This is a genomic window from Bacillus sp. FSL K6-0138 (assembly GCF_037982765.1).
Classification (GTDB): Bacteria; Bacillota; Bacilli; order Bacillales; family Bacillaceae; genus Bacillus; species Bacillus glycinifermentans.
The window spans coordinates 1,365,047-1,384,210 of sequence record NZ_CP150286.1 but is presented as its reverse complement, the minus strand read 5'-3'; the positions used below and the strand labels follow the sequence as shown (position 1 = coordinate 1,384,210).

The window sequence follows — 19,164 nt, the reverse complement described above, 5'->3', positions numbered from 1 at the left end:
TCACATCAAATGAAGCAGTTTTTTCAGTTCTTTTGCATATGTACGGCTGACAGGAATCGTTGAGCCGTCTTTCATCAGCAGATTATACGTCGAGTTGAACCAAGGCTTTACCTCTTTCATATGGCCCATGTTGGCCAAAAAGCTTCTGTGAACCCTGATAAACAAAGATTGCGGAAGCTTTTGCTCAAGCACGACCAGCGTATCGTGGACTGCATACGACGTATCAAAGGTTTTGACGATGACCCGGCCGTCTTTCAATCCGGCATAGACGATTTCAGCAGCGTCGAGGATCACGATCGACTCGTCAACGTTGAGAGCAAGCCTTTGATGGCCGGACGGCGGCTTTTCCTCGTTGTTTTCCGGGTGCATTCGTCTGTATTTTTTGATCGTTTGTCTGATGCGCTCTTCATCAAAGGGCTTTGTCAAATAGTCGATCGCATCGACTTCAAATGCTTTCAGCGCATATTCGTCATATGCCGTGGCAAACACGACAGCCGGCGGCGCCGACATTTTTTTCAGGCGCTTGGCGATGTCGAATCCGTTTTCCCCTGACAAATCGATGTCTAAAAAAAGAATATCCGGCTTTTGGTCCGCCATTTTGTCAAATGCTTCTTCGATATGTTCAGCTTCGTCTATCGTACCCACTTCTTTCGTCCGCTCCAGCAAATATCTCAATTCGTCGCGGGCAAACATTTCATCGTCAACGATTAATACCTTAAGCATCGATCTTCATCCTCCCTTTGCGATTTAAAAGGAATTTTGAAAGACACTTCAGTTCCTTTATCGCGTTCACTGGACAGTTTTAAAGCGGCCTGCTGTCCGAACAGGCCCGTCAGCCGCTGGTTCAGATTGTAAAGCGCCGTCCCGTTTCCTTCCTTTGAAGGCGACGGCGTTTTTCCCAATTGCTCCAGCATCCCGGGCTCGATTCCCCTGCCGTTGTCTGACACCTTCATGAGGACGCCGCCTTGCTCCGAACGGACGCAAACGGTCACCCTGCACGTCTTCTGTTTTTTCGGAAAAGCGTGGCGCAGCGCGTTTTCCACAAGCATCTGCAAAATAAATGGCGGTATTTCCATATGTTCAAGCCCGTCCTCAATGTGAAAATCGATTGTATATTTTCCCGGAAAACGCGCCTGCTCCAAGGATAAATATGCTTCAAGATGGTTCAGCTCTTTTGAGAGCGGAATCAATAGCTGCCTCGCCCCCTGCAGGTTTGAGCGGAAATAGACGCTGAGCTGAAGCAGGAGCTTTCTCGTTTTTTCGGCGTCTGTCCGGCACAATGCTGAGATCGTATGAATCGCATTGAATAAAAAATGCGGATTGACCTGAGCTTGCAGCGCTTTGATTTCGGCATCTTTCAAAAGCTTCTTTTGCAGCTCCGCTTCCCCGAGCTCAAGCTGTGTTGAAAAAAGCATCGCAAGGCCTTCGGCAAGCTCTTCTGCCACGCGGTTTAGCCCCGCCGGATTCTTGAAGTACAGCTTCAGGGTGCCGATCGTCTTCCGGTTGGAGATCAGGGGCAGCACAATCGCGGCCTGAAGCGGGCAAGAGTGATGGGTGCACTCGATTTCGTCGCGCGATTTCACCTTCATGACTTTCCCCGTTTTGATGACTTTTTTCGATAAACCGGTGATCAGGCTTCTCGAAGGAATATGGTGATCAGCCCCTTCGCCGACATGCGCGAGAATCGTTTCCCTGTCTGTAATCGACACGGCATCCGTGCCTGTCATCTGATGAATAATCAGGGCCGCGCTTTTGCACGATGTCTCATTCAGCCCCTGGCGGAAAAACGGCAGCGTCTGATCGGCAATCGAAAACACCTTGTGCGTCTGCATGGCTTTTGCCTGTTCTTCTTTACGGATAATCGATTGAATGATCGACAGAAAGATAAAACTGCCTGTCCCATTGACGATGACCATCGGGATGCCGATCATCTGAACGAGCGCTACAGCGTCTGACCGCGGCGCAGCAAGCATGATGATCATCATCATTTGCAGCGCTTCCATTGAAATGCCTGCAAGAGCCGCGACCCGCGGCGTCACCATTTGGTGCCTCTTCCGGAAAAAACGCCCGATATAACCCGATATAACCCCCGCCAACACGGAAGAAACCGCACAGCTTAAAGCCGTACTTCCTCCAAGCGAAAAACGGTGAATTCCCGCAAGAATCCCGACCCCGGCGCCGACGAAGGGCCCCCCGATCAAGCCGCCGATTTCGACTCCGAGAATTCTCGTATTGGCGATCGAGCTCGACGGGTCGATCGCAAAAATCCAATCATTGTTTAAAATCTCGTGATCTCGAATCTCAATTCCCGTATAGTTGCTGATAATGCTGAAAAGTGAAAAGATACAAATGAGAACGGCCTTCCCCTTATATCCTTCCGGATGCTGAAGGTGCTGCCGGAACACCTTCATATGGGCGAGAATAAAACCAAGGATCACGATGATCCCCACTCTTTCCAGCATCATGATCATTAAATGGATCATGTTATCCCCTTGCTTTCTCACAAATTTTGAGTCCGCCCTCATTTTATCATATCTATCGCCATTCAAACTTTCGCGCTTTATCACATCACATTCTTAAAATCTCTGCTTTATCATCCTATTGATCTATTGTAAAATAAATGAGACATTGATAAATCCATGACAGAGGAGACGATCATGAAAGCCGTATTTTTTGATTTAGACGACACATTGCTCTGGGATGAAAAAAGCGTCAGTACGGCATTTGCCGAAACGTGTATGAAAGCCGAAAAAAAATACGGGATCGGCGCGGATGAATTCGAAGCCGCTGTACGCCGGGCAGCGCGCGATCTTTACACATCTTATGAAACGTATCCCTACACCGTGATGATCGGCATCAATCCGTTTGAAGGGCTTTGGTCGAATTTCAGCGACCCGATCAGCGAAGGATTTCAAAAGCTGAACAAAATCGTCCCTGAATACAGAAAAAACGCATGGACAAACGGGCTGAAAGCATCCGGAATCGATGATCCCGCTTTCGGGGAAGAGCTGGGCAAATATTTTGCGGCCGTGCGCCGGAAGAGCCCTTTCGTCTATGAAGAAACATTTGCCGTTTTGGATGAATTAAAAGGAAAATTCGAGCTGTTATTGCTGACAAACGGTGATCCGAGCCTGCAAAGAGAAAAATTGGCCGGCGTGCCTGAGCTTGCCCCTTATTTCAAGGAAATCGTCATTTCCGGAAATTTCGGAAAAGGGAAGCCTGACCCGAGCATTTTTGAACACTGTCTTCATCTTCTCGGCATTGCGAAAGAAGACGCCGTGATGGTCGGGGATAATTTGAACACAGATATTCTCGGCGCATCCAGAGCAGGCATTCAGACCGTCTGGGTCAACCGCAAAGGCAATGTGAACGAAACCGAAGTAAAACCCGACCACGAAATCCGTCATTTAAGCGAACTGTTCGATATTCTGGCCGCAAAAAAAGCATGACTCCGAATGGAATCATGCTCAGACCGTTGACAAAACAGGTCGGATTTTTAAAATCCACCTGTTTTTGTCCATTTTATTCTATTATTTCGATCAGAAGGCTGGCGGTTAGGACCTTTCCAGGTCCAATTCGCCAGCTTTTTCAGATTCATGGCAGCGAAAACAAGCATCGCCTGCATGGACAATTTTTTCTTTCCCCGTAGGGTTGTCCAGCGCAGGCCATGCTTATGTTTTAAATCGGCAAAAACTCGTTCGATCGTCTCTTTACGTTTGGCATAGATTTGTTTATTCTCTTCCGTATGCCGAAGATGATCAGCTTCGTCTAAATGATCCTGCCAGATATGTCTGTGAATCATCTTTCGATGATCTCTACTTTCTGTACATGTATGTAGTAATGGACATGGTTTACATCGTTTTGGATCTGAAGCATACTCTCGATAACCTTGCCGATTGGTTGTGCGATAGGAGAGAATATGGTCTTGCGGGCAGATATAGACATCATAAAATTCATCGTAAACATACTCGTGTTTTCTCATGAATCCTTTTTTGGTTTGCGGACGCGTGTAAGGCATAACAGGGCGAACGTTTTCTTCATGAAGAAATTTTGCGATAACCGGTGTTTTGTATCCGGCATCAACTGCGACCGTATGAGGCTTGGCAACGCGCTCTTTTACTTGTTGAAACAGCGACGCGAACACTTGGCTGTCATGGATATTGGCAGGCTCAACAACCGTTCCCAGCACAAATCCGTTCCGATCACAAGCTGTATGAAATCCATAGGCAAAAAGACGTTCTCGTTCGCCTTTGACAAAATATCCGCTCTCAGGATCAGTTGTACTTTCCTTTACTTCTCGTTCCTCTAAGCATCGCCTGGGCTTTAAGGGCTTTTTTCCGTTCGCTTCGCGATCGGCATTAATTTCTTGATCTAGCTGCTCCTGATAAGCTCTTGTTTCTTTTCTTACGATCTTTTTCACAAACTTTTTCTTATTGGCATTCGCTTTGACATGTGTGCTGTCGATGAAGGCGACCGAAGGATCGACGAGGCCGAGATCCATGGCTTGACGTAAAATCTTATAGAAGATTGTTTCAAATAGGTCTGTGTCATGAAAGCGACGTTCATAGTTTTTACTGAAGGTTGAAAAATGAGGGATTTTTTCAGAGAATCCATATCCAATAAACCAGCGATAGGCTACATCAGTTTCGATTCGCTTAATGGTTTCGCGCATGGAGCGATGACCAAACACGTATTGAATGAGCACCATTTTAATCAGTACAACAGGATCAATACTTGGACGCCCTTTTGAAGAATAAAGAGGGGCAACTTTTTCATAAATAAATGAAAAATCAATGGCTTCTTCCATCTTCCTGACCAAATGGTCTTCAGGTACAAGCTCACTTAAGGCAAAGACTTCAAGCTGTTCACGCTGATCTTTAGAGTGTTTGGTCAACATGGTAAAACCTCCAAAAATAGATTCCACACACATTTTAACAAAAAAAGCTTGTCGATCAAGCCACTTTTTTTGTGACTTTGTCGACAAGCTGAGCATGACTCCGAATGGAATCATGCTTTTTTTCGTTTTATTTTCTTGCTTCAGCAACGGCTTTTTTTACGAAATCTTCAAGCGAAACCGTTTCTGATTTTTGCTCTCCGTATTTGCGGACATTGACCGCTTCGTTTTCGGCTTCCTGGTCGCCCACGACGAGCATGTACGGAATCTTTTGCATTTGCGCTTCACGGATTTTATAGCCGATCTTTTCATCGCGGCTGTCGACTTCAACGCGCAATCCTTCGCGCTGCAACCGTTCCTGGACTTGTTTTGCGTAGTCAAGGTGCGCGGACGGCGATACAGGGATCACCTGGAACTGCACCGGCGCAAGCCATGTCGGAAGCGCGCCTTTATGCTCTTCAATTAAGAACGCCACAAAGCGCTCCATTGTCGATACGACGCCCCTGTGAATAACGACAGGACGGTGCGGTTTGCCGTCTTCGCCGACATATGTCAGGTCAAATCTTTCAGGAAGCAGGAAGTCAAGCTGAACGGTTGACAGCGTTTCTTCTTTGCCGATCGCTGTTTTGACTTGAACGTCGAGCTTCGGTCCGTAGAACGCCGCTTCTCCTTCCGCCTCATAGTAGTCGTGCCCCATCTCATCCATCGCTGCTTTCAGCATCGATTGCGCTTTATTCCACATTTCGTCATCATCATAATATTTCTCGGTATCCTCCGGATCGCGGTAAGACAGGCGGAATGTATAGTTGTTTAATCCGAAGTCTTTGTACACGTCTTGAATCAAGCGGACGGTGCGGATGAATTCTTCCTTGATCTGATCCGGACGGACGAAAATATGTGCGTCATTCAGCGTCATGCCGCGGACGCGCTGGAGTCCTGAAAGCGCACCGGACATTTCGTAGCGGTGCATCGTTCCGAGCTCTGCGATCCGGATCGGCAGCTCGCGGTAGCTGTGAATGTCGTTTTTATAAATCATCATGTGATGCGGGCAGTTCATCGGACGAAGCGTCAATGTTTCATTGTCCATTTCCATCGGCGGGAACATCGTATCCTGATAATGATCCCAGTGGCCCGATGTTTCGTAAAGCTCCTTGCTTCCGAGCACAGGCGTATAAACATGCTCATAGCCGAGGGCGATTTCTTTATCGACGATATAGCGCTCGATGACGCGTCTGATCGTCGCGCCCTTCGGAAGCCAAAGCGGCAGCCCCTGGCCGACTTTTTGCGAAATCGCGAATAATTTTAATTCTTTTCCGAGCTTTCTGTGATCGCGTTCTTTCGCTTCTTCAAGCAGGCGCAGATGCTCTTCAAGGTCGGCTTTTTTGAAGAACGCCGTACCGTAGATGCGCTGCAGCATCTTATTGTTGCTGTCGCCGCGCCAGTATGCGCCGGCAAGGCTGAGCAGCTTGAACTCCTTGATTTTTCCCGTCGACGGAACGTGGACGCCGCGGCACAAATCGAAGAACTCGCCTTGCTCATAGATCGATACCGTCTCTCCTTCAGGAATCGCATCAAGCAGCTCCAGTTTCAAGTCGTCGCCGATTTCGGCGAACCTTGCTTTCGCTTCTTCGCGGCTGACCTCTTTTCTGACGATCGGCAGATTTTCTCCGATGATTTTTTTCATCTCTTTCTCGATTTTCGGGAGATCTTCCGGTGTGAGCGCTTCTTCCAGGTCAACATCATAGTAGAAGCCGTTTTCGATCACAGGGCCGACGCCGAGCTTGACGTTTTGATAAAGCCGCTTAATCGCCTGGGCCATTAAGTGTGCAGTGCTGTGGCGCATGATTTCAAGCGCTTCGTCGCTGCCTTCCGTAATGATCTCAATCGCGCCGTCCTCATGGATCGGTGTGCGCAGATCGATTTCTTTGCTGTTTAATTTTCCGGCGATGGCCTTTTTCTTTAAGCCGGGACTGATCGATGCCGCGATATCTTCTGTTGTCGTCCCTTTTGCAAACTCCTTAACCGCTCCGTCAGGAAATGTGATTTTTACCATATCTGACATCCTAGTCACTCCTTTTTTATGCAAAATAAAAACCCCGCCCCCTAAGAAAGGGACGAGGATTAATAAACGGAATTCGTGGTTCCACCCTTTTTCCCGAAAACGCAGAAAATCGCCTGCCTTTTTCGGCTCTCGGTTCTGTAACGGGAAGCCCCGTCAGTCATTACTTGACAATACGCCGTTCACAACTGATGTTCAAAGGTGGTAAAAAAATGATCCTTGGTTAAGAGACTCGCAGCCTTGGTCTCCCTCTCTGCCAACCGGTGTTCATTTTTTCGTGTCCTTATCAATACATGGAATGTAAAGTTTACAATGTATTATAAATCGTTTTGCAATCAAAATCAAGAACGCTCTTCCAAAATGTTTTCCTGCGGATGAAAGGATTCAAGAGAAAAAATCCGGACCCGTTCCTGAAAAATATTTTGGATCGTCTGTACCATGGCATGCTCGCTGTTTTTCGTATACAGGTCGATTTTTTTCGGAGCGATCGACACGAGCGGAGCGAGCAGATGGGAATCGATATACATCGGGTGTTCTCTCACGAACCGCCTGTCTATGTATTTTTTTTGTTCCCGCTCTGAAATATATTTCAATTCCCACAGTACGAAATGGCCGTCATGCACGATGCGCACATGATCGAGCACCGGCTCTTTCCTCGTCACGTAGTCTCTCAGCGATTGAATGAACGTCTGGTATTCCTGTTCCATTTTGTATTCATCGATCGCCGCCTCGACATACCCTTTTAATCGCTCATAATATTTTCCGAGCCGGAACGTCATGAAGGAGCGAATCGAAAAGACGTTTTCTTCAAGACAGATCGTCTTGAGCTCCTGCTCGATGAAATATTCGCGAGGGGTATCATCATGATTAAGCGGAAGACCTTCGAGCTCCCCCTCCATGATGCTGTGGGCCAGCTGCAGAATCTGCTGCTGCTCATCCCGGTCCAAAAAATAGTAATCTCCTTCAATGACCGAAAGCATGTATTCGTCTTCTTTGCACTCCGTAAAAAATCTCGTCAAAATCGGCTGGATGTATTCCTGAATACTGACAGAGGAATGGGTCTTTTCAATTCCGATCTTCCCTGGCGCCTCGTGAATCTTGATATGCCGGTTTTCATCCGCATTGCGAAGGAGATGCAAAAACGCGGCTGTATCATAATCATCTTCAAATGTAATTTCGAGCATGTTTGTCCCCCCTAACAACATCTGGTACATGTATATGGACGGGACAACTAAAATAGACGTAAAAAAAGGATAAGCCTTTAATCAAGCAGCTCCTGCACTTTTTTTCTGAACAAGAGCGGAACGGTGATAAAAAGGAGGTAGATTACGGCCATGACCGAAATCGCCAGGAGGTCACCGGACATGATGCTCGATCCGAGCGCGTTTAAAATAACGGTTCCGGGGATAATGCCCGCAGCCGTGGCCGCCAAATACGACAGCGGTTTTACTTTTGATACGCCGGCCGCATAGCTGACCGCATCAAAGTGGATCGGTGCAAGCCGTAAAAGCAAAATGCTGAAAAAACCGTTCTTTTGCAAAAAAGCGCGGAACGCATCAAGCTTCAAAGGCATGTTTTTCATGTTTCCGCCGAGCTTGTATGCAACGGCAAACGATAAAAACGCTCCGCCGGCGGCTCCTATAAAAGAATACAGAGATCCATAGACCGGGCCGAATGCGAGTCAGAAGCAAAAACGGCCTGACCATTAATAATCCGATATACATGAGCGGGGCAAAAACGCCGAAGGATAGAACACCTTCCCTGATATGGCTTGGATTCAGATTGAAGTACTTTGCGTTAAACCACAATCCGGCAGCCGCTATCGCCAGCACCGCCGCCCATTTTGCGAGGGCTTTTTTCGGCATATCCTCATCTCCTGGTATGAAAGGGAATTATTGACGGCGGTTCTTTCCATCAAGACGGATGGGCGTAGCCAGGTACAGCACCCGCTCCATCAGCCTTGCCGCCTTTACATCTTCTTTTTCCCCTCTTTGGGAATACGTAAAATGATGCTTCAGCTCATCCGGGTCAAAGTTTGAAGAGAAAAACGTCGGCAGCTGCTGGGCCATTCTGTGCTGAAGAATCGTGCCGATCACTTCATCCCTGACCCAGCTTGACATGGACTCTGCTCCGATATCATCCAGCAAGAGGACAGGCGTTGATTTCACCATATCCAGCTTTTCCTCCAATGATTGGTCGTGAATCGCGTTTTTCAGCTCCCTGACAAACTCGGGAACATAAACGAGAATCGACGGATGGTCCTTTGAAGCAAGCTCATTGGCGATGGCCGCCAGCATAAAGGTTTTTCCGACGCCGAATCTCCCGTGGATATAAATTCCTTTTCCCTTTCCCGTCTCATTATAGTCGTGGAAGAATTCAGTCGCAAGCTGAAGAACTTTCAGCCTGCTCGGATCGTCTCCGTCAATATCCGCAAATGTAGCTTCCAATAGATCCTTTTGAATGTAGATGCTTTTGATCAATGAACGCTGTCTTTCCCTTTCATCGGCTTTTCGCTTTTCAGGGCATGTGTCATACTGAACGTCAATCGTTTTTCCGTTCAGCACAAGCTTTGGATAAAACCCCTGAATCAGGTTTTTGCATTCTTTCAGGCTTGGACAGCCGCTGCATGCTTTGCTTTGCTGCGTAAATTCATACAGCTTGTTCAAGCTTCTCTCAATCATTCCTTCGTCCACTTCCGTCCGGTGCGTTTTCAGAAATTCCTGAACATCATGGTCGGAAAGGACTTTTTTCTTCATATCCTCAAGGCGCTTTTGGAAATCAGGCCTTGTCGTCACGCCTTGTAAAGCTCGTTTAATCGGCTCCATACCTCTTGTTCACCTCACTTTTTAAAGGGCGGAATGGTTTCTCAGTTTTTTTACTTCTTCGAGCAGCTTTTGCTTTTGCAATTCAAAATCTTCCTTGCTTGCCGCAGTCTGCTCATCCTTAGGCAGTGCTTCGGCCGCCTCGTTTTGCAGCCAATCCGGCAGCTTCTCTTCCCTGATGACTTTTTTATTCCCCTGCTTTTTCTTTCCTTGCGCCCATTCGAGATATTGACGGTTTTCTTCTTTTGCGAGCTTCATCGCTTCCCTTACCGTCTTCACTTTTTTTCTTGCCCAGTGGGAAGCGATTTTTTGAATGTAGTTTTTCGAAAGCTTCATATCGGTCCGGAGCATGACATAATAAATCAGGACATTGATGACGCCCGGCTCAAGCTTTTGGTCAAGCATGATTTCTTCGATGATTTTTAAATCGGCTTTGGAAGGCTCCGCCCCTCCGGCGATATCCTGAAGCAGTTTTCTCGGAGACACCTGTTCCAAAAGGGCGATCAACGTTTCTTCCTTTGACGCCGGCTGTTCATTCGTATGCTCGCGCAGCCTGAGCGGCTGAACCTTGTCGACAAGCTCGGGCAGCAGGCCGTTTCTTTCGATCTGATACCAGTCGCTCGCCGCTTTCCTCAGCGCTTCTGTCGTGATCATATCATGTTCGTCAACGGCTGACATGACGACGTTCTGCATATCGAGCGGCTCGATTCCGTAGAGAAAAGCAAGTTTTTTAATCGTTTCTTTTACTTGGCCGGTCAGCGCCTTTCTTGGAATCAGCGTTTCGGACAGCCCTGCCAGAAACAGCTGAAAATCAAACGCGTCGTCTGTCACCGCGACCGGTTTGCTTTGCCCCTCTTTTGTATATTCCCGGTCATCCGAAAGCTTCATAGCGTCCGCCATATCATCCGAAAGCTTCCATTCGCTCGGCTGCACGGCTGCAAAGACTTCGTTGAACGAGCGCGTGACATCACGCGCCTCTTCAGGCACTGACGGATGAGAAAAATAATCTTTCAGCTGCTGGAACCGCGCTTTTCCGACACGGTTGTACAAAAACACATTCAGCATTCCGTCCTGAAAGAACTCGTCCGGTCTGAGCGGCGCGATCAATTCGTATATAAATAAGCGTTCCTGCTCCGTTTCTTTTACATATGTCTTCAGCAGTCCGATTCCCTCAAGTTTTTCTTTTTCGGCGTGAATCGTTTTCAGGCTGGCCTGCATCGTCCCCATCAGCTGCCTGTGGGTCGAGCTGTTCCCCCATATCCTGTTTTGCTCAAGCTCTCCCCAGAGCGTAAAAAACAGGCTGAGCGAGAAAGACCCGATCAAAGGCTGATACAAAAGGGTGACAATTTGCCGGTCCAAATCCTGAAGCAGCCCGTGGCTCTTGACGACGTAAGGATCAACGGGAAGCAAATCTTTCCAGTAATTACTCATATCGATTGTCAACCTTCCAATTTGTTTCTTGTCCTCATTTTACACCTTTTTTCGGGCAGGATGTCATCCGCCCGCGATTTTTGTCATGAGAAAAGAGCTGGATCAAGTTTTCAGCTCTTTACCGTTCTTTCTTTATTAAATCTTTCAGTTCCTCGATAAATACGTTGATATCCTTAAACTGGCGGTAAACCGACGCAAATCTGACGTATGCGACCTCATCGATTTTCGCCAGGCGGTCCATCACCATTTCGCCGATATTCTCGCTTTTCACTTCTGAAACGCCTTGGTTTCTAAGCTCTTTTTCGATTTCAAAGCAAATATCTTCAAGCTGCTTTAAAGCGACAGGCCGCTTTTCGCACGCTTTGATCAAGCCGCGGAGCATCTTCTCCCGGCTGAATTCTTCACGGATTCCTTCTTTTTTAACGACGATCAGCGGAATTTCTTCCACCTTTTCAAATGTTGTAAACCTGTAACTGCAAGATTCGCATTCGCGTCTTCTGCGAATCGATCTGCTTTCATCAACGGGACGGGAGTCCAAAACCCTCGTCCCATTATGCTGACACGCTGGACATTTCATTTTTTCAGCTCCCTATTCAGTTGTTTCATTTTACAGCAGGAGCCAGCTTTCGGTCCAATTCCCGATAAACCGACGAAACCATGCTGCGGCTGTATCCAAAATCAGTCGGCATAACCGTTTCCGTCGATACATTAAAATCTACCGCTGTCTCAAAAGGGCGGATCGATACGACAGTCGCCACCAAAAAAGCCTTTTTCGGCTTTGTAATCTCTGCGCTTATTTCCCCTCTTTCTTCCGACACCGAAGTGACGGTGCAGCCGCCCATTCCGTCCAGCACTTCTGCTACGGCTTCCAGGGCCTGTTTTGCAGTCGCTTTATAGTAACGGCTCCTCAGCTCGTCCAAATGATGATGGTCGGATGTTTCGGCATGGGTCGAAAAAAATCCCTGAACCTTTTGGAAAACGCTCATACGCCATATCCCCTTTGCCTTTCTTCTCTATATTTTATTAAAAAAACTCTCTATTTCCAAGAGAAAACAAAATGGCAAAAGAATACGGGCGACATTTTGCAGGAAATGAAAAAGGAGCGGATCTAAAAAGCGGTTTTCGCTTTTTCATCCGGCTCCTCTTAAAAGGCATTAAAGCGCCTGTGCTTTGGCTTTTGCCTGCTTGATCTGTACAGGCCCCATGCCTCTTGGTATTTCGATATTCTCTCTTGTTTCCGCTCTTAATTCTTCTGCGATGTAATCCGCAGCAATGTTCGGATCTAAATCTCCGCAAGTATAAACATCAATGCTGGCATATCCGTGTTCAGGAAAGCTGTGGATGGTCAGATGAGATTCAGAAATAATGACAACCCCGCTTACACCTTGAGGCGCAAACTTATGAAACGCAACCTCCCGCACCTCAGCACCTGATTTCAGTGCAGCATTTACGAACGTTTTTTCAATAAAATCCATGTCATTCAGCTTATCAAAATCGCATCCCCACAGTTCGGAGATGACGTGACGCCCCATTGTTTCCATAGCATGGCCCCCCCTTAACAAGAATTAAAAAGTGAATTTCCAAGCAACTAAACCGGTCATTTACCACGGGGGAAAGTTAGTCCGGAGAGGTCCTAACCCTTTAAGTAATGCCGAAGCGCTCACGACTAGAAGTTCACGAAAAATAGTATACTTTGTTTGAATATTTTTTGCAAGGCGGTTTTGATGGTTAAGGGGTTTTTTATTTTTATCCGTCCATGCTTTTATTTTATACAGCTGATGGATGTTTCATTCTCGACGCAACGTATCTGATGAGATCGACGACCCTGCACGAATATCCCCATTCATTGTCATACCATGCAAGCACTTTCATTTTCCTGTTTTCGAGCACCATCGTTGACAGGCTGTCAATGACCGCAGAAAACGGATTTGTATTAAAGTCCGAAGACACGAGCGGCTCATCGCATACATCGATAATTCCGGCCATGGAACCCGCTGCCGCCATACGGAACGCCTCATTGATGTCCTCGGCGGTTACATCGCTTTTTAAATCCGCTACAAGATCAACGAGAGAAACGTTTGGAACAGGCACCCGCAAAGCAAGGCCGTGCATTCGTCCTTTTAAATGAGGCATGACGAGCGACAGCGCTTTTGCTGCTCCGGTGGTCGTCGGAATGATCGAAGAACCGCAGGCGCGCGCTCTCCGCAGGTCTTTGTGCGGATTATCGATATTTTTTTGATCGTTTGTAAAGGCGTGTACGGTCGTGACAAGGCCGTTTTCAATTCCAAACGCATCATCAAGCACTTTTGCAACGGGCGCCAGGCAATTCGTCGTACAGGACGCGTTCGAGATGATCGCATGGCGCTCAGCATCAAAGTCCCCTTCATTAACGCCCATGACGATCGTAATGTCCTCATTTTTTCCGGGCGCCGTTAAAATCACCTTTTTCGCTCCCGCTTCAATATGAGCTTCAGCTTTTTCTTTCGAGTTAAACTTCCCGGTTGCTTCAACGACGATATCGATTTCATGCTCTGCCCACGGAAGCAGCTTCGGATCCCTCTGGCTCGTCAGCAGCACCTTTTTGCCGTTTACCAAAAGATGATCGCCGCAAGCTTTCACATCGGGCTCATACCGTCCGTGATTTGTGTCATACTTTATCAAATGAGCGAGCGTTTCCGCAGGGTAGCTCGCATTGATCACCGCAATATCGATCTGATCATCAAGCATCGCTTTTCTAAACACCATTCTGCCGATGCGGCCGAATCCGTTTATCGCAACTTTTACCTTCATCAAACAAACACCCCTTATTTTTATGTCATTCCATATCATGTTTTATTCAAAATAAGTATAACACATTATAATATTTTAGCTATACCATTTATTCTTTTTCAGGTAAAATGCGCACGATAAATTATGGATTAGCTGTTTTACGGGCTAAAAAAAGAGAGCACGGGAATTCCCGCGCTCACTTTTTCAGATGCGACCATGCTTCAATCAGCTCCTGAAGCTGGTTTTCGGTATCGTTCAGGCCGCCGCTGTTATCGATGACGGCGTCTGCTTTTTTTCTTTTTTCATCAAGCGGAAGCTGGGCATGAATCCGATTCAGCGCCTCTTCTTCGCTTAGTGAATTTCGTTTCATCAGCCGCTCGAGCTGAAGCTCTTTTGGCACCCAGACGACGAGCACCTTGTCTGTCAGGTGCTCAAGCCCGCTTTCGTATAAAAGCGGAATATCGAGAACGACAAAACGCTCTCCGGCCTGAATGGCCTCATCCCGCTCTTTGATCATCGTTTTTCTTACTTCGGGATGGACGATCGCATTTAATTGCATCCTTTTGTCTTCGTTTTGAAATACAAGTTCTCCGAGTTTTTTCCGGTCGATCCCGCCGTTGTCAAGGAGCACGCCATCCCCGAATGTTTCAGCGATTTTTCGATATGCCGGCATTCCCTTTTCGACGGCTTCTTTCGCAATGACGTCCGCGTCGACAACCGTGATGCCGCGCTTCTGAAACATGTGCGCGACAGTGCTTTTTCCGCTGGCGATACCGCCGGTTAATCCGATGACCAAAGTCATTAGGCCCACACCCCTCTTTACAGTTTCCAAATTCCGATCAAAATCAGCATGATGCCGGGAAGAAACGTCAGTTTATTCATCCAGTTCCACCTTGATAAAAAGCGCCCGGCCTGAATGCCCATAAATACGAACAAAGAGCTCATGACGGCGACCGTCACGCTCATCGGAGCGGGCGGAAATCCCAGCGCAGCTGCCCCGATTCCCGCACCGAAGGCATCGATTGAGAGGGCAAAACCGAGCAGGAAGGCCTCGATGCCTGTGATGATGCCCGATTTATCGATGTCCGCGCTCGTCGGCGTCCTTAATATATGGATGACGATTCCGAGCGATTTCAATTCAAGATTCACGAGCGTTTTCTCTGAGGGAGAATGTTCCTGGTCTTTCTCCGGCCTGAAAAACTGATACAGCACCCAAGCGCCGATCCCCATTAAAATAATGGCCCCGAGCCTTTCCGTCAAAACGACGGGAAACAGCTTCATCAAAAGGGCGCCGATCATCATGGAGACCAGCATGACGGCTCCCGAGCAGCAGGCGATAATCAAAATCGCTTTGAAAGGAATCTTCAGCTTTCTTAACCCGTAAGTAAATCCGACTGAAAAACTGTCCAGGCTGACAGCAATAGCCAGCAGCAAGAAAGATGCAAACATCATATCCGGTTCTTCCTTTCTGTTGATGCGGCGGTGTAGTTTTAGCCTTAACAGCTTTATAGGCTTCTTATATATATGAGTGATAAGAACCGTCCGTGTATTGTTTCACTTAGAAAGTTTTTAACCGGCTGTGAATGCCTGTGACAGATTTGCCGTATTTATTTTTTTTGGCACTTCATGCAAAAATGCGTGCCTCTTCCTCCGACGACCGTTTTTTCGATCGCGGATCCGCACTTTTTACAAGGTTCGTCTTTTCGGCCGTAGACGTAGAGCTTAAGCTGAAACATGCCGATTTCTCCTTGCGAATTGATGTAAGACCTGACCGTGCTTCCGCCTGCTTCAACAGCTTCTTTCAGCGTTTTGACGATTTCTTCATGCAAAAGGGCGGTCTGTTTTTTTGTCAGCTTGTTCGCGGTAGTTTCCGGATGGATGCCAGCCCTGAAGAGCGCTTCATCTACGTAAATGTTTCCCAGTCCGACGACTGTCCGCTGATCGAGCAGCGCCGTTTTCACAGATCGGCTCGTTTTCTTGAGACGCTCTCTTAAATACCGGGCGGTAAACTCGCCGCTGAACGGCTCCGGACCGAGCTGCCGGAGAGGCAGCTCAGTTTGTTCTTCACCCGGCGCAAACAAGTGCATCGTACCGAATTTCCTGACATCCCGGTAGCGAAGCTCCGTTCCGTCCGTAAATCTGAAAATGACATGCACGTGCTTATCAATAGGCTCATCGCCTTTGTGAAGCCCGTATTTTCCTTCCATTCTCAAATGTGAGACCATGACAAAATGATCGAGATGAAACAACAAAAACTTCCCTCTTCTGTCAATCGACTGAATCGTTTCGCCTATAAGAAGCCTTGCAAACTCCTCAGGTTCTGCCGGGCGTTTAATGATATTCGTCCATCTGATTTCCACGGAATCGATCGTTTTTCCTGCGACAAGTCCGGCAAGAGTGCGCCGGACGGTTTCGACTTCTGGCAACTCCGGCACATCATCACTTCCTTTTCATTATTTCGCATCATACCATGAAGGCCCTGAGGCATAATCGACTTTTAGCGGCACATCAAGCTGCAATGCGTTTTCCATCACTTCGGGCACCAGCTTTTCAAGCTCTTTGATTTCCTCTTCGGGCGCTTCAAATATTAATTCATCGTGCACCTGCAATAGCAGTTTTGCCTTGAGATTTTTCTCTTTCAGCTTTTGCGCCATGGCGATCATCGCTTTTTTGATGATATCAGCGGCGCTTCCCTGGATAGGGGTGTTCATTGCTGTCCGTTCGGCAAAGCTGCGCAAATTGAAGTTACGGCTCGTTAATTCCGGAATGTATCGTCTCCGGCTCAGCAGAGTCGTAACATAGCCCTTCTGCTTTGCTTCCTGAACGGTTTCGTCCATGTATTCTTTGACTCCCTTGAAGCTGTTGAAATAGCGTTCAATAAACGCAGCGGCTTCCTTCCTTGTGATCCCGAGATTTTGGGAAAGCCCGTAATCGCTGATGCCGTATACGATTCCGAAGTTGACGGCTTTCGCCTGCCTTCTCATGGCAGGCGTGACTTCATCTTCAGGTACGTGAAACACATCCATCGCCGTTTTCGTGTGAACGTCCATGTCATTTGTAAAGGCTTCGATCAAGTTTTTGTCTTTTGAAATGTGGGCAAGCACCCTCAGCTCGATTTGCGAGTAATCCGCCGCAAACATGAGCCAGCCCTTTTGCGACGGAACAAATGCCTGCCTGATTTTCCGGCCTTCTTCAAGGCGGATCGGGATATTTTGCAGGTTCGGATCCGTCGAGCTGAGCCGTCCGGTCTGGGTCAAAGCCTGGTTAAAGCGGGTGTGCACCTTATGCGTATCCTTCCTGATGACTTTTAACAGCCCTTCGACATATGTTGACTGCAGCTTGCCGATTTGCCTGTAATGAAGAATGTCCTCGATGATGACATGCTTATCGCGGAGCTTTTCCAAAACATCCGCTGATGTGGAATAGCCCGTTTTTGTTTTTTTTACGACCGGCAGTCCGAGCTTTTCAAATAAAATCACGCCGAGCTGCTTTGGCGAGTTGATGTTGAACGTTTCACCGGCTGACTCATGGATTTTCTTTTCGTATTCCTTCAGTTTTCCCGACAGCTCTTCACCCATTTTTTTCAGCCTGTCGACATCGACCTGGACGCCGGTGGATTCCATTTCGCCAAGGATCTGGGCAAGCGGCATTTCAAGCTCTTCAAACAGCTCAAGCTGCTCGTTTTTTTCCAATTCGTCAAGCAGCGTTTCGCGGAGCATCGTAATCGCCTCCGCTTTTCTGCCTAGATGGTCGGCAAGTTCATCCTCGCCGGGTACAGCCTGTTTGGCGCCTTTTCCATAGACCGCTTCATCGGTGGAGACGACGTTCAGCTGATGTTCCTTTGCCACGCTTGCGACATCGTCATACGAATGTCCCGGATTAATGATATAGGCTGCAAGAAGAACGTCAAATTCGGCCCCTTTCAGCTCGATTCCGTGCCAGCGCAGGGCGACAGCGGCGCGTTTTGCGTCAAACACCCATTTCTTTTTCGACTCATCCTCAGCCCATTCCTTAAAACGGTCAGAACCTATGGCCGTTTCAGTCGGAATGAAGAATGTGCCGTTTTCATTGGCGATGGAAAACCCGAGGATCGGCGCTTCATGATAATTGTCCCCGAGCTGTTCGACGACAAACGAAGCAGGTGATGCAAACAATTCCTCCGTGATGGACGTCTGAATCGTCACATTGATGTCTTCAAACCGCTCTTCCTCTTTTTCCGCCGGTTCTTCGCCAAGCCGCTCAAGCAAAGAGTTAAAGCCGAGGTCCTTAAAGAGCTTGATGACCGCTTCTCTGTCATAGCCTTCATACCCGAGCGAGTCGAGACCGACTTCGATCGGCGCGTCTGTCGTGATCGTCGCAAGCTCCTTGCTCATCAGCGCCTGTTCTTTAAATTCGCTCAGCTTTTCTTTCAGCTTTTTGCCGCTCACTTCGTCTATTGACGATAATAGCTCTTCAACCGTATGGAACTGCTTTAACAGCTTGATCGCCGTTTTTTCGCCGATGCCCGGCACTCCGGGAATGTTGTCTGAGGCATCGCCCATCAAGCCTTTCATGTCGATGATCTGGCCGGGGGAAAGGCCGTATTTTTCCTGAATGTGGTCAGGCGTATAATATTCGACATCGGTAATCCCTTTTTTCGTGATGGCCACCGTTGTTCCTTTTGTCGCAAGCTGCGTCAAATCTTTGTCACCGGAAAAAATCTTGACTTCAAAACCGTCTTCTTCTGCTGATTTGGCAAGCGTTCCGATGATATCGTCAGCCTCGTAGTTTTCAAGCTCGTACCTGGAAATGCGGTAGGCGTCCAAAAGCTCCTGAATAAACGGGAATTGCTCGGAAAGCTCCGGCGGCGTTTTTTGCCTGCCGCCTTTATATTCTTTAAACGTTTTATGCCTGAACGTCGTCTTTCCCGCATCAAATGCGACAAGCATGTGTGTCGGTTTTTCTTCTTCGAGCATTTTCAGCAAAATCATCGAAAAACCGTACACCGCGTTCGTATGTATCCCTTTTTCATTGCTGAGAAGGGGCAGAGCGAAGAACGCACGGTATGCCAGGCTGTTTCCGTCAACCAATACTAATTTTTTTCTCTCAGTCATTTTTATCCTCCTAAGAAGCCGGTATGGAAGCTTCCATTCACTTCATGCTCATATTTTGCTTATTTTATTTTAGCAAAGTTCATTTTGAAAGGAAAA

General features: G+C 47.7%; 15 protein-coding genes and 2 pseudogenes. 1 reads left to right on the top strand and 16 read right to left on the bottom strand.

The annotated features are described in order from the left end of the window. Together MHB78_RS07545 and MHB78_RS07540 are read right to left on the bottom strand one after the other, a co-directional pair. Complete coding sequence (locus MHB78_RS07545; protein WP_046132156.1) at positions 1-723, bottom strand: LytTR family DNA-binding domain-containing protein; 723 nt, start codon at positions 721-723, stop codon at positions 1-3. Next, positions 708-2,483 (bottom strand): sensor histidine kinase, encoded by a 1,776-nt coding sequence (locus tag MHB78_RS07540; protein ID WP_046132155.1) that lies wholly within the window; start codon positions 2,481-2,483, stop codon positions 708-710. The genes MHB78_RS07545 and MHB78_RS07540 overlap by 16 nt, the downstream gene beginning before the upstream one ends. A gap of 174 nt (positions 2,484-2,657) precedes the next feature. Here MHB78_RS07540 and MHB78_RS07535 point away from each other — a divergent pair, with 174 nt between their 5' ends. Further along, complete coding sequence (locus tag MHB78_RS07535) at positions 2,658-3,449, top strand: HAD family hydrolase (protein ID WP_046132154.1); 792 nt, start codon at positions 2,658-2,660, stop codon at positions 3,447-3,449. A gap of 90 nt (positions 3,450-3,539) precedes the next feature. Here MHB78_RS07535 and MHB78_RS07530 read toward each other — a convergent pair. From MHB78_RS07530 to polA, 14 genes and pseudogenes are all read right to left on the bottom strand, one after another. Then, positions 3,540-4,897: pseudogene (locus MHB78_RS07530) on the bottom strand (IS1182 family transposase). A 127-nt stretch (positions 4,898-5,024) separates the two neighbouring features. Further along, entirely contained in the window at positions 5,025-6,956 is a 1,932-nt protein-coding gene (gene thrS / locus MHB78_RS07525; protein WP_046129642.1) for a threonine--tRNA ligase, read from the bottom strand. 338 nt (positions 6,957-7,294) lie between these two features. After that, positions 7,295-8,137, bottom strand: coding sequence for a putative sporulation protein YtxC (gene ytxC, locus MHB78_RS07520; protein ID WP_046129643.1), 843 nt, complete (start codon positions 8,135-8,137; stop codon positions 7,295-7,297). 77 nt (positions 8,138-8,214) lie between these two features. Continuing rightward, positions 8,215-8,818, bottom strand: a pseudogene (locus MHB78_RS07515) (VTT domain-containing protein). Between the two features lie 27 nt (positions 8,819-8,845). Continuing rightward, a complete protein-coding gene (gene dnaI / locus MHB78_RS07510; protein WP_046129644.1) occupies positions 8,846-9,778 on the bottom strand; it encodes a primosomal protein DnaI in 933 nt (310 codons plus the stop codon). 21 nt (positions 9,779-9,799) lie between these two features. Then, positions 9,800-11,206 (bottom strand): replication initiation and membrane attachment family protein, encoded by a 1,407-nt coding sequence (locus MHB78_RS07505; RefSeq protein ID WP_046129645.1) that lies wholly within the window; start codon positions 11,204-11,206, stop codon positions 9,800-9,802. Positions 11,207-11,324: 118 nt separating this feature from the next. Then, entirely contained in the window at positions 11,325-11,783 is a 459-nt protein-coding gene (gene nrdR, locus MHB78_RS07500; RefSeq protein WP_046129646.1) for a transcriptional regulator NrdR, read from the bottom strand. Between the two features lie 25 nt (positions 11,784-11,808). Then, positions 11,809-12,192: a hypothetical protein gene (locus MHB78_RS07495; RefSeq protein WP_046129647.1), complete on the bottom strand. Its 384-nt coding sequence runs from the start codon at positions 12,190-12,192 to the stop codon at positions 11,809-11,811. A 168-nt stretch (positions 12,193-12,360) separates the two neighbouring features. Then, on the bottom strand, positions 12,361-12,747 hold the full coding sequence (gene speD / locus MHB78_RS07490; RefSeq protein ID WP_046129648.1) for an adenosylmethionine decarboxylase: 387 nt from the start codon (positions 12,745-12,747) through the stop codon (positions 12,361-12,363). A 226-nt stretch (positions 12,748-12,973) separates the two neighbouring features. Then, entirely contained in the window at positions 12,974-13,996 is a 1,023-nt protein-coding gene (locus MHB78_RS07485) for a glyceraldehyde-3-phosphate dehydrogenase (protein ID WP_046129649.1), read from the bottom strand. A gap of 175 nt (positions 13,997-14,171) precedes the next feature. Continuing rightward, positions 14,172-14,777 (bottom strand): dephospho-CoA kinase, encoded by a 606-nt coding sequence (coaE, locus tag MHB78_RS07480; RefSeq protein WP_046129650.1) that lies wholly within the window; start codon positions 14,775-14,777, stop codon positions 14,172-14,174. A gap of 17 nt (positions 14,778-14,794) precedes the next feature. Then, on the bottom strand, positions 14,795-15,478 hold the full coding sequence (ytaF, locus tag MHB78_RS07475; protein ID WP_269082004.1) for a sporulation membrane protein YtaF: 684 nt from the start codon (positions 15,476-15,478) through the stop codon (positions 14,795-14,797). A 104-nt stretch (positions 15,479-15,582) separates the two neighbouring features. Continuing rightward, complete coding sequence (gene mutM, locus MHB78_RS07470) at positions 15,583-16,410, bottom strand: DNA-formamidopyrimidine glycosylase (protein WP_046129652.1); 828 nt, start codon at positions 16,408-16,410, stop codon at positions 15,583-15,585. A gap of 18 nt (positions 16,411-16,428) precedes the next feature. Next, positions 16,429-19,068, bottom strand: a complete 2,640-nt coding sequence (gene polA / locus MHB78_RS07465) for a DNA polymerase I (RefSeq protein WP_046129653.1) — start codon at positions 19,066-19,068, stop codon at positions 16,429-16,431. Between the last annotated feature and the right edge of the window lie 96 nt (positions 19,069-19,164).